15 protein-coding genes are annotated in these 14,687 nt (G+C 38.1%); 13 read left to right on the top strand and 2 right to left on the bottom strand.

The window, feature by feature from the left end:
• Positions 1 to 135 precede the first annotated feature (135 nt).
• Positions 136 to 1,125 carry a Gfo/Idh/MocA family protein gene (locus tag M3600_RS15700; protein ID WP_233316888.1) on the top strand — a complete coding sequence of 330 codons (990 nt, stop codon included), beginning with the start codon at positions 136 to 138 and terminating at the stop codon, positions 1,123 to 1,125.
• A gap of 92 nt (positions 1,126 to 1,217) precedes the next feature.
• Complete coding sequence (locus tag M3600_RS15695; RefSeq protein ID WP_237940574.1) at positions 1,218 to 2,108, top strand: ROK family protein; 891 nt, start codon at positions 1,218 to 1,220, stop codon at positions 2,106 to 2,108.
• Between the two features lie 48 nt (positions 2,109 to 2,156).
• Here M3600_RS15695 and M3600_RS15690 read toward each other — a convergent pair whose 3' ends face one another.
• A complete protein-coding gene (locus M3600_RS15690) occupies positions 2,157 to 2,600 on the bottom strand; it encodes a GNAT family N-acetyltransferase (protein ID WP_233316890.1) in 444 nt (147 codons plus the stop codon).
• A 175-nt stretch (positions 2,601 to 2,775) separates the two neighbouring features.
• Between M3600_RS15690 and M3600_RS15685 the strand changes: the two genes are divergently transcribed.
• From M3600_RS15685 to M3600_RS15670, 4 genes are all read left to right on the top strand, one after another.
• The gene (locus M3600_RS15685; RefSeq protein WP_233316891.1) at positions 2,776 to 3,474 is read left to right on the top strand and encodes a response regulator transcription factor; all 699 of its coding nucleotides are present in this window, start codon (positions 2,776 to 2,778) and stop codon (positions 3,472 to 3,474) included.
• Complete coding sequence (locus tag M3600_RS15680; protein ID WP_251646655.1) at positions 3,464 to 4,873, top strand: sensor histidine kinase; 1,410 nt, start codon at positions 3,464 to 3,466, stop codon at positions 4,871 to 4,873. The genes M3600_RS15685 and M3600_RS15680 overlap by 11 nt, the downstream gene beginning before the upstream one ends.
• A gap of 246 nt (positions 4,874 to 5,119) precedes the next feature.
• On the top strand, positions 5,120 to 6,733 hold the full coding sequence (locus M3600_RS15675; protein WP_311315927.1) for a trypsin-like peptidase domain-containing protein: 1,614 nt from the start codon (positions 5,120 to 5,122) through the stop codon (positions 6,731 to 6,733).
• Between the two features lie 181 nt (positions 6,734 to 6,914).
• Positions 6,915 to 7,811 carry a peptidylprolyl isomerase gene (locus M3600_RS15670; RefSeq protein ID WP_233316893.1) on the top strand — a complete coding sequence of 299 codons (897 nt, stop codon included), beginning with the start codon at positions 6,915 to 6,917 and terminating at the stop codon, positions 7,809 to 7,811.
• A 46-nt stretch (positions 7,812 to 7,857) separates the two neighbouring features.
• Here M3600_RS15670 and def read toward each other — a convergent pair whose 3' ends face one another.
• The gene (gene def, locus M3600_RS15665; protein ID WP_233316894.1) at positions 7,858 to 8,433 is read right to left on the bottom strand and encodes a peptide deformylase; all 576 of its coding nucleotides are present in this window, start codon (positions 8,431 to 8,433) and stop codon (positions 7,858 to 7,860) included.
• A gap of 208 nt (positions 8,434 to 8,641) precedes the next feature.
• On the opposite strand from def, the gene M3600_RS15660 reads away from it, so the two are divergent.
• From M3600_RS15660 to M3600_RS15630, 7 genes are all read left to right on the top strand, one after another.
• On the top strand, positions 8,642 to 9,367 hold the full coding sequence (locus tag M3600_RS15660; protein WP_237940575.1) for a hypothetical protein: 726 nt from the start codon (positions 8,642 to 8,644) through the stop codon (positions 9,365 to 9,367).
• Positions 9,368 to 9,828: 461 nt separating this feature from the next.
• Positions 9,829 to 10,074, top strand: a complete 246-nt coding sequence (locus tag M3600_RS15655) for a hypothetical protein (RefSeq protein WP_233316896.1) — start codon at positions 9,829 to 9,831, stop codon at positions 10,072 to 10,074.
• A gap of 199 nt (positions 10,075 to 10,273) precedes the next feature.
• Positions 10,274 to 10,816 carry a helix-turn-helix domain-containing protein gene (locus M3600_RS15650; protein WP_233316897.1) on the top strand — a complete coding sequence of 181 codons (543 nt, stop codon included), beginning with the start codon at positions 10,274 to 10,276 and terminating at the stop codon, positions 10,814 to 10,816.
• A 23-nt stretch (positions 10,817 to 10,839) separates the two neighbouring features.
• On the top strand, positions 10,840 to 11,946 hold the full coding sequence (locus M3600_RS15645; protein ID WP_233316898.1) for an ABC transporter ATP-binding protein: 1,107 nt from the start codon (positions 10,840 to 10,842) through the stop codon (positions 11,944 to 11,946).
• On the top strand, positions 11,936 to 12,739 hold the full coding sequence (locus tag M3600_RS15640; protein ID WP_233316942.1) for an ABC transporter permease: 804 nt from the start codon (positions 11,936 to 11,938) through the stop codon (positions 12,737 to 12,739). Before M3600_RS15645 ends, M3600_RS15640 begins: the two co-directional genes overlap by 11 nt.
• Positions 12,736 to 13,539, top strand: coding sequence for an ABC transporter permease (locus M3600_RS15635; RefSeq protein ID WP_233316899.1), 804 nt, complete (start codon positions 12,736 to 12,738; stop codon positions 13,537 to 13,539). The genes M3600_RS15640 and M3600_RS15635 overlap by 4 nt, the downstream gene beginning before the upstream one ends.
• The gene (locus M3600_RS15630) at positions 13,536 to 14,609 is read left to right on the top strand and encodes an ABC transporter substrate-binding protein (RefSeq protein ID WP_233316900.1); all 1,074 of its coding nucleotides are present in this window, start codon (positions 13,536 to 13,538) and stop codon (positions 14,607 to 14,609) included. Before M3600_RS15635 ends, M3600_RS15630 begins: the two co-directional genes overlap by 4 nt.
• The last annotated feature ends 78 nt before the right edge of the window (positions 14,610 to 14,687 follow it).

Raw genomic sequence — 14,687 nt, 5'->3', positions numbered from 1 at the left:
CCCGGTTTGCTTATAAGCAGAACGGGTTCTTTCATTTACAATTTATGAAAATGCTGCTATAGAGTTGCTTTTTCATAATTTTCGATAGAAAATATAAAAGAGAAAATATGTTTAAGATGGGCAAGGAGGATTTTCATGAGTATTCGATTTGGAATTATAGGAACAAACTGGATTACAGAATCATTTATTCAAGCAGCAAGTATGGTGGAGGAGTTCACTTTAGCTGCTGTGTATTCACGTTCAAAAGAAAAAGGTGAAGCATTTGCGCAAAAGTATAATGCAGAACATATATTCACAAGTCTGACTGAGATGGCAGAAAGTGATCAAGTCGATGCCGTATATATTGCAAGCCCCAACTCATTGCATGCGGAGCAGTCCATCCTTTTTTTAAAGAATAAAAAGCATGTTTTAACAGAAAAAGCATTCGCTTCGAATGTTAAGGAAGCGGAAATAATGATATCGGTTGCAAAAGAAAACAATGTGCTGCTGATGGAAGCTTTAAAGACAACCATGCTGCCTAATTTCAAGGTAATTCAAGAAAATATACATAAAATAGGGAAAGTTAGACGTGCTTTCGCAAGCTATTGTCAGTATTCTTCCCGCTATGACGCATACAAAGAAGGGAATATTCTTAATGCTTTCAAGCCGGAATTCTCTAATGGAGCATTAATGGATATCGGCGTGTACTGCATTTACCCAATGGTAGCCTTATTTGGAAAGCCTCAGTCTGTCAAAGCATCAAGCTATCTGCTTGAGAGCGGTGTCGATGGAGAAGGAAGCATCATTATGACCTATAAGGATATGGATATTGTGCTAATGTACTCTAAGATCACAAACTCCCTTATCCCATCAGAAATCCAAGGTGAGGATGGCAATATCTTAATAGATCAAATGAATACACCGCAAAAGATAGAGATAGCGTTCCGCAACGGGGAAAGAGAAGATGTTTCTGTTCAGCAAAAGGAAGAAGCTATGTATTACGAAGCGAAGGAGTTTATTGATACTATCCTTGCAGGGAAGACAGAATCGTCCATAAATTCCCTTGATTTATCCTTAGCTGTAATGGAAGTAATGGAAGAAGTAAGAAAACAAACAGGAATTGTGTTTCCTGCAGATAAAAAGTAAATCCTTGTTTAGACACTTAAAATAGCCTGGTGCTATTTTAAGAGAAAATATTGAAAGCGTTCTTACTGATTATGAAACGGGGGAGAAAATGCATGAAATTATTCGGTGCAGTGGAGGCTGGCGGAACAAAATTTGTATGTGCGGCGGGAACGGAAACAGGAGAAATTAAGGAACGTATCTCAATACCTACTACTACTCCAGAAGAAACGATGCCAGAGGTAATTGCTTTTTTTAAAAAGCATAAAGTGGAAGCAATCGGCATCGGCTCTTTCGGACCAATTGATGTAGATAATAATAGTCCGACATATGGCAACATCACGACAACTCCTAAGCTTGCTTGGAGAGATTACCCATTACTAAATGCGCTTAAGAAGGAATTTTCCATTCCAATGGGCTTCAATACGGATGTAAACATTGCAGCCTTAGGAGAAGCAGTTCTTGGAGCAGCTAAGGGACTTGACAGCTGTCTCTATATAACTGTAGGAACCGGAATAGGTGCAGGAGCAATAGTTCAAGGAGAGCTACTCCAAGGTTTAACACATCCTGAAATGGGTCACATCCTAGTGAGGAGACATCCTGAAGATAACTATAAGGGAAGATGTCCTTATCATGGAGATTGCCTTGAAGGATTAGCTGCAGGACCTGCTATTGAAGAAAGATGGGGCAAAAAAGCAATAGAATTAAGCGATAATAACAAGGTCTGGGAAATAGAAGGATATTATATTGCTCAAGCACTTATGCAATATATATTAATACTGTCACCGAAAAAAATCATCCTCGGTGGCGGGGTTATGAACCAGGAGCATGTTTTGTCACATATTAACCGCAATCTCAAGGAGCTTTTGAATGGCTATATCGAATTTCCCCAAGTCTCCTCAGATATAGACAATTATATTGTGAGACCGGGCCTTGGCGACAATGCAGGTATAACAGGCGGAATACTGCTGGCAAGCCGTGTATGGAAAGAAAGCATAAATAAATAATGAACAGGAAAAGCCTCCAGGGAAAACCCTTTTCCCTGAGGCTTTTTATTATTTTATCTCAAGCTGGACGAGAACAGGGCCGCCTGCAGGTGTAAATGTCTTCGTTATTTCAAAACCCCATTTTTGGTAAAGCCGGACTGCTGGCGTATTCTTCGCAGCAGTGCATACATGAACTGGTTTCCCCCGTTTTTCCAACAGGCTGCTTAGAAGTCTTGAAGCTACGCCTTGCTGAAAATAGGCAGGGTGAACAATGAGTCTGCTGATGAGAAGGATATTCTCTGTTTCCTCGTAAGAAAGAACACCAACCAATTCTTTATTAACCTTCCAGCCGATAAACACTTCACAGCTGTTCTGAATATGAAAGAGGCTCTCCTTTAATGGAGGCAGATCATCATATTCAATAAGATCAGCCTCCACTTGATAGGAAAGCTTTTGTAATTTATGAATAGCTCCTGCAGCTAATTCATCTGCTTGATTTAAATGGATAAGCATAAACATCAGCTCCTTTGTTGTTTCCTTTTATTATAAAGCTTAAGCATAATTTTGAAATTATGAACAAATTATTGCTAACCCATTAACATTCATTTAAACCTGTTCAAGAACTGTTGCATAGAGGAAGGAAAGCAGGTTTAATAAATACAAAAGCAAGAGGCGGAGGGCAGCAAATATGAAAGTTTTAGTTGTAGAAGATAATATTGGTGTTTGCTCTATGTTAGAGATGTTTTTTGGGAAAGAAGGATTCAATGGAGTATTTCTTCATGATGGATTAGAAGGATATAAACATTTTATAAATAATGAATATGATATGGTTATTTTGGATTGGATGCTGCCGGGAATGGACGGAATAACAGTTTGTCGGAAAATTAGAGAAGTGGACCAAAATGTGCCGATTATAATGTTAACAGCAAAGGATACAGAATCTGATCAAGTTCTTGGTCTTGAGATGGGCGCTGACGATTATGTCACTAAGCCGTTCAGTCCGTTGGCGCTGACTGCGAGAATGAAAGCAATAATCAGAAGACAGGTAAAGGATAAAAATAGTTTGGAAGAAGCGTTAGAAACGAGTATCATTAAGATTAATAAGGAAACACGGGAAGTATATATTTCAGACAAGCTTATTCCTAATCTTACTCCTAAAGAGTTTGACCTTCTATCGTTTTTTGCACAGCATCCAAAACAAGTGTTTTCAAGGGATCAAATCCTTGAACAAGTGTGGGGCTTTCAATTTTACGGAGATGATCGTACAGTAGATGTTCATATTAAAAGGCTGAGACGGAAAATCGGCCGTGATAATCAGCCATTCTTTCACACTGTGTGGGGAGTAGGCTATAAATACGATGAAACGGTGGTAATGAATGAGAATTAAGTATTTATACCAGCAGCTGATCAGCCATATCAGTGTCATAGTAGTTGCGTTTTTAGTTGTAAGCATTGCCTCCACTCATTTTGTAGAGAAGGTCGTGCTCACCATTAAAGGACAGGAGCTTTATGATTATGGCATCAACATCCTGACAGATATTCAAGGAAACCAAATGCAGACCTCCGCTCAGGAAACACTGCTGAATTACGCAGATGTGCTCAAAAGCAGGGGCGTAACATTCGGGATTTTTGATACACAGCAAAATGTCATTGCATCTGTCGGCAAAAGAATTAATATAACGGATGAAGAATGGAATGCCATTAAAGACGGAGAGAACAATAAAGTAATTAAAAGCAGTACACGACGGGGCAATCAAGAAGTTACCCTTGTTGCTATTCCTTATAGTGTGAACGGAGAGGTGGAAGGTGGAATATTGCTGACCGCTCCTTTAAGTGATTCGAAGCAGCTTATAAATGAAATAAATAAATATCTTGTGTATTCTGTGTTTTTTGCATTTGGAGTAGCATTGCTGTTAAGTATATTGTTGTCGAGAATTCACGTGAGAAGGATTAAAAAGCTGCAGGAAGCAACAAGTCTTGTTGCTGTTGGAGACTACAGTGTCAGAGTTCACTCCTCGAACTTTGATGAGATTGGCGAATTAGCGAGTGACTTTAATTCCATGGTTGATCGTCTGCGTATTTCAAAGGAAGAGATAGATGCCTTAGAAAATCGACGAAGACAGTTCATGTCAGATGTATCTCATGAATTGAAAACACCGCTAACAACCATCAGCGGTGTTATCGAAGGACTCAATAATAATATGATACCTGAAGCAGAAAAAGGAAAAGGGATTACTCTTGTGAGTCAGGAAACGAAAAGGCTTATTAGGCTTGTGAATGAGAATTTGGATTATGATAAAATTCGCTCCAACCAGATAGTGCTGATGAAGGAAACAATTCAGCTTGGAGAAGTTCTGGAGATTATTCAAGAACAGCTTTATACACAGGCAGTCGAGAAAAATTTGGCAATCAATGTCGATGTGGCGGATGATATTTATATTTATGCCGATTATGACAGACTGATTCAAATTATTATGAATATCACGAAGAATAGTATTCAGTTTACAGATGCCGGCGAAATTTGGTTAAGAGGCAGAACGGATGAAAGTTATACAATAATAGAAATCAAAGATACAGGTATTGGAATGGACCCAGTAGAAATTGAAAATATTTGGAAGAGGTTTTATAAGGCTGATATTTCAAGAACGAATAATCCATACGGAGAGTTTGGGTTAGGGTTATCGATTGTAAAACAGCTTGTACAGTTCCATAATGGGAAAATTGAAGTAAGCAGCCAAAAAGGAGCAGGAACGAGATTTACGATTTATTTTCCAATATTTAAATAGGAGAGATGCTTCTGATTATGCTGGGTAGTAAGGTTTATGCTTAGCGTAATCAGAGCTTTTTTACTATCTGAAGCAACAGTAGGTGGAAATTCTCTATTTCGTCCTTAATTTTTCTAGGTCTATTAAAACTTTGTTAATAATTTATTCATATATAAGTTTTATTATATAAACATGAAATCAAAACAATAATTAATTTCTTCTTATAGATGATGCATAGTTGGTAATTATTATAGGAGGTATAAAACGATGAATGAGTTTGAAAAAAACAAAGAGAATATGAACGGAGAACAGGACTTTGAAAGCAAAAATGAGAGTGTGAACGAAGAACAAAATGTTGAAATGCAAAAAGAGCTCACAAACAATGCTGAGTTTACGGCAAGAAAGGAAGAAGACAAAGCGAATGATGAAGCAGTTGATTTAAACAAGCTGGAAGAAAATCCAATAGTAAAATCAGAGAATCAGGAGGATGACAGCCAAAATACAGGTATGTCCTACTTCGATAAGGCAGATGCGATAGCTCGTGAATATGAAAAAATGGCAAGTGACGCCGAGGAGGAAAGACTTGCAGCCCAAAAGCAGATTCACGTTCAGCAAACAATGGCAGCAGCTGCAACAGCTGAAGAGCCTTCTGGCAAAAGAAGCAAGGAGCGGCCGTCAGCAGGCAGTCCTAAATGGAAAGGGTTCTTTTCCTTGCTGGCAGCCGGTGTTGTCGGATCTGCATTGACATTTGTTGCTGTTCCACATACGAATTTGCTTGATGGGCAGTATGAAAAGCTGGAACAACAGGTAGAGGAATTAAGTAGTAAAGTTGGCAATAGCAGCTCTAGCTCTAATAATATAACAGCACAGACTACATCAGCCCAAACTTCTGACAGTTCAACGTCCATTGCAGATATGGTTGAGTCCTCTTCTAAGGCAATTGTTGGAATTGTGAATGTTCAACAACAAACAACGAGCCAATTTTCCCAAAGTACGTCCACTGACGTCGAATCAGGGTCAGGCTCTGGAATCATCTTTAAAAAGGATGATAAATATGCGTACATTGCTACAAACAATCACGTGATAGAAGGTGCGAATTCATTAGAGATCTCACTGTATAACGGTGATAAGACAGAAGGGAAATTAATCGGTGCAGATGCCCTTACTGACTTGGCTGTTGTCAGAATTGATGCGAAGTATGCTACGGATGTAATTAATTTTGGGGATTCCACTACACTGCGCCCAGGTGATCAAGTTTGGGCAATCGGTAACCCACTTGGCCTTGATTTATCGAGAACAGTTACACAAGGTATTGTAAGTGCGGTGGACAGAAGTATTACTGTTAACACATCTGCTGGTGACTGGGAGTTTAACGTAATTCAGACAGATGCGGCGATAAACCCAGGGAACAGCGGAGGTGCCTTGATTAACTCTGCAGGCGAGGTTGTCGGCATCAACAGCTTGAAAATCTCAGAGGATGGAGTAGAGGGGCTTGGCTTTGCAATACCAAGTAATGATTTGCTTCCAATCGTCAATGAAATCATTGAAAATGGCGAGGTAGAGCGTCCATATATCGGTGTCGGACTGGCAAGCTTAGAAGAAGTTCCGCAGATGTACTTGCAGGACCTTCCTGACTCTGTAACAAAAGGAGTTATGGTAACAAATATTGATTCTAACTCTGCGGCAGCTAAAGCAGGTCTTGAAGTACAAGATGTAATTGTCTCCATAAACGGAACTGAACTAGAAGGGTCTTCTGACTTGAGAAAATATCTATATACGAAAGTGGATATCGGCGATAAAGTAAAAATGGTCGTATATCATGATGGCAGTAAGAAGACAGTAGAGCTGACTTTAACGAGCAACAGCAGCAGCACTAATTAAGAGGCTTGTTTCATACTAAAAATCCCATCTGGTAAAATTACTAAAAATCAGATGGGATTTCTATTTTTGTTAATATTTTTGTAATATTTTTATGGTATGATGTATTTTATGTGGCAGTGGAATTGTCATATCTATTATGATAGTTTTAGTTTATTAAAATATAGTTTAGAGAGGACACAGGATGAAAAACAAAAAGATCATTTTACCCATTTTAGCAGTAGTACTAATAGCGTTGATCGTTGTTGCTGTTATTCTAGTTCAGAAGAATAACACAGTAGCATCTATCGATGGAGAAAAAATCACGCAAGATGACTTAAACGAGGCGTTGAATAAGCAATACGGGACATCTATCCTTGAGACTTTAATTGCTAATAAAGTAGTTGATTTAGAAGCGGAAAAAGAAAAAGTTAAGGTAACGGATAAAGAACAAGAGGACGAGCTTAACGAGCTTATTGAATCTTCAGGCGGCGAAGATGCTTTCAATGCTGCATTAGAAGCGAACGGTGCATCTAAAGCAGATATCGAAGAAGAGCTGTTGCGCTATTTGAAAATCAAAAAATTGCTTGAGCCAAGAATCGAAGTTACGGATGATGAAATCCAGGCTTACTTTGATGAAAACAAAGCAAGCTTTGACACTCCTGAGCAAGTAGAAGCAAGTCATATTCTAGTTGCTGACGAAAAAACAGCAAAAGAAGTGAAGCAAAAGCTTGATGACGGTGAAGATTTCGCTGATCTTGCAAAAGAATACTCAACTGATACAGCAACAAAAGAAAACGGCGGTGAGCTAGGATACTTCTCATCTGGCCAAATGGTTGAAGAGTTTGAAAAAGCTGCTTTCGCTATGGATGTAGATGAAATCAGTGATCCAGTTGAAACAACAAACGGCTGGCACATCATTAAAGTAACAGGCCATAAAGATGCAGTAGAAGCTAAATTGGACGATCATAAAGATGAAATTAAAGATACAGTGTTCGAGAGCAAAATGAACACAGAATACAGCACATGGTTGGAAGAAGTAAAAGCTGACTACGACATCAAGAACAACTTGGATACTGCTAGCACAACAAGTGCAAGCTAATGAAAAAAGCGACTTTCCTGTAAAAGGGAAAGTCGCTTTTTTATGCTTAAAGAGGATTGATATCCATATCTGGAAGCTGAAATGGATTAGTGCTGTTAATATGGTCCGGAAACAATATACCGTTTAAATGATCGATTTCATGCTGAAATACAATTGCTTCATAGTCTTTCAGTTTAATTTTTACTTCTTTCCCGTTAATATCATAAGCCTTCACTGTAATTCTTTTAAAACGGGGCACATAGCCAATGACAGGTCTGTCAATAGAGAGACATCCTTCGCTGTCAGGCAGGTATATCATGCTTGCAGAGTGGCTGATGATTTTTGGATTGATTAGCATATGCTCAAAGTTATTGCCATTTTCACCTTTAATAAAGGCCGCAAACATCCTTTTGTTAAGCCCGATTTGATTTGCGGAGATGCCGACACCGGGACGAAGCTTATACTTTTTAGCAAGGCTAGGGTCCTGGCTGTTTTTTAAGTATTGCAGCATGCACAGAAGCTCTTGCTTATCCTCCTCGGTTGGCGGCAGTGAAAGTTCAGGCATTTTCTCTCTGAGGATATCATCACCTTCTCTTACGATATCCTGCATCGTTATTACATATGATTGATTGTACTTGCTCATGTATTTAATCAACTCCATTATTGTCCTTTTATAGTCGAAAAACCATATAAGTAAAATAGCAAAAGAATGGATGGAAGTCTAATTCTAACTTACGGGATCATCATAAAAATAATGTCTGTTTTCTTCAAGTTAATTTACAATAAAAAATTACATAAATTATGAAACGAAGGAAAAGATAGGAGGGAAGGAAAATAAAGGAGGAAGCAATGTGAAAAAAATACTGGTAGTTGGATTGTTAACACTTAGTTTTATGATGCCTAGCTTTTTACATACAGCAAAAGCAGCTCCGGAGAACCCGCCGATAAACCATCAGGCGCCTGAGGAGGACCAAGCCTTCATTAAGAAGATGGCTGAGAGCTTAGGAATAAAAACAGACGGGAAAGACGGAGAAGCGCTAAAAAAGGAAATTCATGAGGTTTTAATTAAAAAAGAGGCAAGTAAGCTTGGTATTAAAACAGACGGAAAAGACATGAAGCAAATTGCTGCAGAGGTTCATGAAAAAAGACTGCAGGATGAAGCTAAAAAGCTGGGAATCAGCACAGAGGGCAAAGATCCACGCACGTTGATGAAAGAGTTATACGAAGCAAAGATTAAGCAAAAGGCAAAGGAATTAAATATTAAGACAGAAGGTAAAACACTTGAGCAGCTCAGTAAAGAAGTCAGAGAACAATTAATACTGTCAGAGGCAAAAAAATTGAACATTAAAACAGAGGGTAAGGATTTAAGAGCTCTTGCAAATGAAGTCAGAGAAGTCCAGATTACAAATGCCGCTAAGGAGCTTGGCATTGAAACGAAGGATAAAACACCGAAAGAACTGTTGAAGGAAATGATGATTAGTTACCCAGAAGAAGTGAAAAAGCTTAAGCTGCTGCCATTTCATGAAGGACCTATGATGGGGCATCACCATCGAGGCAAAGAAGCACGAGAGAATTAAATAACGATATTCTACAATACAGAGCTATAGACGCTGCTTTAAAGAGCAGCGTCTTCTCTATGGTTTATAGTGGAAAATTGTATTTTTATGCAAAATTAAAACAAATGATAAATGTACTATAAACCGGCAGAGAATAAGCAGTTTTTTAATAAAGGGAGTATTTGGAAGGAGAAACAGTGAGTGATTTGCGTAGTTTAATGCTATTTATTGACTAAATATTAAGACTATTATACCTGTGTTCTATATATTGAAATGATATGAAATACCTATTAACAAATCAGATTATCAACCCTAATATCTATTTTTGTAAAAAATATGCATAAATGAATGTTATTTTCGTTAATGATTAGTATTCTTATTTTACAGGGGTCTGTCTTTCATTCATTTTTGGTTAGAGAAATGAACAGAAGTCAGCTTAGATAAATTATCGAATAAGGGAGAAGCATTAGGAGGAATACATTTTGAAACAATATTCCAAACTACGAATTACCGAAAAAGATCAGAATATATACAACGCTTTGTGTGATTTGTATAAGGAAAAGAACGAGGAAGCTGGAATAGGTCCTACCGAGATTGGGATAAGAGTTGGCAGGGATTCGTATGATGCTTCTGCTTACTGTAATGCTTCACTTAAAAAGCTTATACATTTCGGGAAAATAGAAAAAGTGGAGAATGGAAAGTATAGACCGTTAATGGAGGAAGAATAAGTTTCTATTCAATGTGGGAGGATTTTGCGAAAGCAAAGTCCTCCATTTTTTTATATGTTGGATGTTTTTTTAAAATAGGATTGCAGTCCATTCAAATTATTGTATAATGAACGGAGTAAAATTAAACTTAAAGTTTAGTTTCACTAAACTTTTATGACTTTGAGTTTACTATTTCTAAACAAAAAAGTAGGTTAAAAATATGGAAATAGGTAAAAAGATAAAGAACTTGCGTTTGAAAAAGGGTCTGACCCAGGAAGAGCTTGGGGAAAGGACAGATTTAAGCAAAGGTTATATATCACAGCTCGAACGAGATTTAAGCTCTCCTTCTATTGAAACATTCTTTGATATTTTGGAAGTGCTAGGCTGTTCCCCAAAAGAATTTTTTGATGATGAAGAGAGGAAGCAGAAGGTTGTTTATACAGAAGAGGATGTAACAGACTTTTTTGATGAAGAAAAAGGCTATCATATTCAATGGCTAGTACCGGAATCCAATGAAAAGGAAATGGAGCCAATAAAGCTTAGCTTTAGTAAAAAAGGTGAATTTAAAAAGTTTGAGCCTTCCCTGTCTGAAACATATGCCTTCGTTTTGGAAGGGGAAGTGCTGTTAAAGCTCGGAAAACAAGAATACAGAGCAAGACAAGGGGAGTCCATCTATTTCCATGCGACAGAGGAGCACCAGTTCTTTAACATCGCTGATGGTAAGTCCTCACTGCTGCTTGTAGCAACTGATTCTTACTTATAAATTTAGGAGAAAAGGAGAATATCATGCCAGGTGAATCTATTATAAGGTTTGAAAATGTAACAAAAGCCTATGACCAAAATACGACTGTGCTAGAGAATGTCAGCTTTGAAATAGAACGAGGCAAATTCTATACACTGCTTGGACCTTCAGGCTGCGGAAAAACAACAATTCTGCGCCTTATCGCAGGCTTTATGGAGCCGACTGAGGGGAATATTTACTTTAATGATAAAGTTATCAATAAAATTCCAGCGAATAAACGACAAGTAAATACGGTGTTTCAAGATTATGCGTTATTTCCTCATTTAAATGTTTTTGAAAATGTTGCCTTCGGTTTGCGCATTAAAAAGCTGAAAAAGCAGGAAATAGAGAAGCGAGTAAAGGACGCATTACGGTTTGTCAATTTAGATTCCTATGAGAATAGGGAAATAAGTGAAATGTCAGGTGGCCAAAAGCAGCGTGTGGCCATTGCGAGAGCTATTGTAAATGAACCGGAAATAATTCTTCTTGATGAGCCTCTTTCTGCATTGGATTTAAAGCTGCGCACAGAAATGCAGTATGAGCTGAGAGAACTTCAGCAAAGGCTTGGGATTACGTTTATCTTTGTCACACATGACCAGGAAGAGGCATTAGCAATGTCAGATGAAATATTTGTCTTAAATAAAGGCAAAATCGAACAAAGCGGCACACCTACGGATATTTATGATGAGCCGATTAATCGTTTTGTCGCTGATTTTATTGGAGAATCCAATATAGTCTCAGCGAGAATGGAGAAAGACTTTGTCGTTCATTTTGCAAGCAAAACATTTGAATGTGTCGACCAAGGCTTTAACCATAATGAAGCGGTGGAGGTTGTTATCCGTCCAGAGGATTTAAACATTACTTCACCAGATGCAGGAAAGCTTAAAGTAAAGGTAGATTCCCAGCTGTTTAGGGGAGTTCATTATGAAATTTGCGGATATGATGAGGATGGCAATGAGTGGCTTGTTCATTCCACTAAAAAAGTTGTTGTAGGGGAAGAAATTGGTCTTGATTTTGAAAAAGAGGCAATTCATGTCATGAGAATAGGAGAAACAGAAGAAGAGTTTGACAGACGCCTTGAGGCATATGAAGGTGCAAATGATGAAAAATAAGGCAAATTGGTATACGATTCCCTACTACTTATGGATTGCGTTGTTTGTAATTGCTCCTGTGGTGCTGATTGTTTATTATTCTTTTTTTGATATTGAAGATCAGCTGACATTCAGTAACTACGAAAAGTTTTTTACACCTGTTTACTTGAAAATGACGTTAAACTCCTTTTGGTATGCGTTTTTGATCACTTTTTTCTCCTTGATTATCGCTTATCCAACAGCATATATATTAACGAAGACTAAGCATAAGCAATTATGGCTGCTCCTTATTATACTGCCTTCATGGATTAACCTGCTTTTAAAGGCTTACGCATTTTTAGGGATTTTCGGAACATATGGTGCAGCAAACGAGGTGCTGGACTTCTTAGGAATTGGTAAACAGCAAATTCTGTTTACAGATTTCAGCTTCCTGTTTGTCAGTGTGTATATCTTTATTCCGTTTATGATATTACCAATCTTTAATGCACTAGAAAAGTTGAATCCTAGTCTTGTAGATGCGTCAAAAGATTTAGGTGCATCGAGCTGGACGACGTTCTCAAAGGTAATATTTCCATTAACAATAGATGGGGTCAAGTCAGGCTGCCAGGCTGTTTTTATTCCAGCATTATCTCTGTTTATGATTACAAGATTGATTGCCGGCAACAGAGTCATCACGCTTGGAACAGCCATTGAACAGCATTTCTTAATCACACAAGACTGGGGAATGGGTTCTACAATAGCTGTTTTCCTGATTATTATCATGATTGTGATTATGATGCTAACAGGTAGCAAGAAAGAGAGGGGGATAAGATGAATAAATTATCGAAAGTATCTGTACTATATTTAGTTTTCATTTTTATTCTTCTATATGCCCCAATCTTTTATTTGATTTTTTATTCCTTTAACAGCGGTGGTACAATGCATGATTTCCAAAGCTTCACTTGGAAGTGGTACAAAGAGCTGTTTCAAGACACAAGGCTGCTTGTGATTGTACTGAACACGATAATTGTCGCACTGCTGTCAGCATCGATTGCGACCATTATCGGTGTGTTTGGAGCAATCAGTCTTTCCATGATGAGAAGAAAACGATTAAGGAATACGGTGTTGTCCTTAAATAATGTTTTGATTGTAAGTCCTGATGTTATCATTGGTGCATCGTTTCTGATTTTCTTTACTATTTTAGGAATAAAACTCGGTTTTGTATCTGTTCTCTTGTCGCATATTGCCTTTTCTATTCCGATAGTGGTAATAATGGTGCTGCCAAAGCTTCAGGAAATGAGCCCAACCTTAATGGATGCAGCTTTTGACCTTGGCGCAGGCTGGAAGGAAGTTCTGTCGAAGGTTATTCTGCCATATATTGCTCCAGGTATCTATGCTGGATTTTTTATGGCGCTAACCTATTCTTTGGACGATTTTGCAGTTACCTTCTTTGTGACAGGCAATGGTTTTTCTACTTTATCTGTAGAAATATATTCATTGGCAAGAAGAGGAATTTCGCTTAATATCAACGCACTTTCTGCTTTGCTATTCTTTATTACACTGCTGCTTGTCATCGGCTACTATTTCGTTGCGAAGCGAACAGTCAGAAGGCATAAACCGGGGGTGAGCAAATGAAGGGGCTAATAAGAGGGCTGACAGCAGCTCTCATCTTATCAGCTATCCTAATGGCAGTTGTTCATCAAGTGAACAGCAGCAGAGGGTATGCGGGTGGAAATACGATAACGGTCTATAACTGGGGAGATTATATCGATGCGGACCTTATCGATAAGTTTGAAAAAGAGACAGGAATAAAGGTTATATATGAGACATTTGATTCAAATGAAGCGATGATGACTAAAATAGAACAGGGCGGCACGAATTATGATATTGCCATCCCTTCTGAATATATGATTGATAAAATGAAAGAGGAGAATCTCCTTCTCCCGATTGATCATACAAAGTTACCGAATCTCAAAAATATTGACAGCAGATTCATGAATTTATCATTTGATCCGGATAATAAATATTCCATCCCTTATTTTTGGGGAACAGTAGGTATAGTGTATAATCCCGAAATGCTCGGAGGGAAAAAGATAACTTCCTGGAATGACTTATGGGATAGTGACTTGAAAAACCAAATCATGCTTATAGATGGAGCAAGAGAAATAATGGGGATGAGCCTTAACAGCTTAAACTATTCTCTTAATGACAAAGATCATAAGCATTTGCGGGAAGCGAAGGAGAAGCTGGATACGCTGACTCCTAATGTTAAAGCAATAGTTGGGGACGAAATTCGTATGCTTATAGAAAACGAAGAAGCAGCGATTGGCGTACTATGGTCAGGCATGGCAGCTGAAATCATGTGGGAAAATGAAGAGGTAGAATATGTGGTTCCACAGGAAGGCTCTAATCTTTGGTTTGATAATATGGTTATTCCGAAAACAGCAAAAAATATTGATGGTGCTCATCAGTTTATCAATTTTATGCTTGATGCAAAAAATGCAGCACAAAACACAGAGTATGTTGGCTATTCGACGCCAAATAAAGCGGCAATGCAATACTTGCCGGAAGAAATTACTTCTGATAAACGCTTTTATTTAGATGAGGAAATGACATCGAAACTTGAGGTGTATGAGAATCTTGGGCAGCGGTCTTTAGCTGAGTATAATGATCTGTTCCTGGAATTCAAAATGCATCGCAAATAGTGACTTGGCTTTATGCCAAGTCATTTTTTTATGGAAGTAAATAAGTGGATGAAGTCTGGATTAGAAGAAAATACTAAG

This window comes from Niallia sp. MER 6 (assembly GCF_023714395.1).
Lineage (GTDB): Bacteria > Bacillota > Bacilli > Bacillales > Cytobacillaceae > Niallia.
Note: the sequence above shows the minus strand (reverse complement) of the source record. Positions and strands in the feature narration are given on the sequence as shown.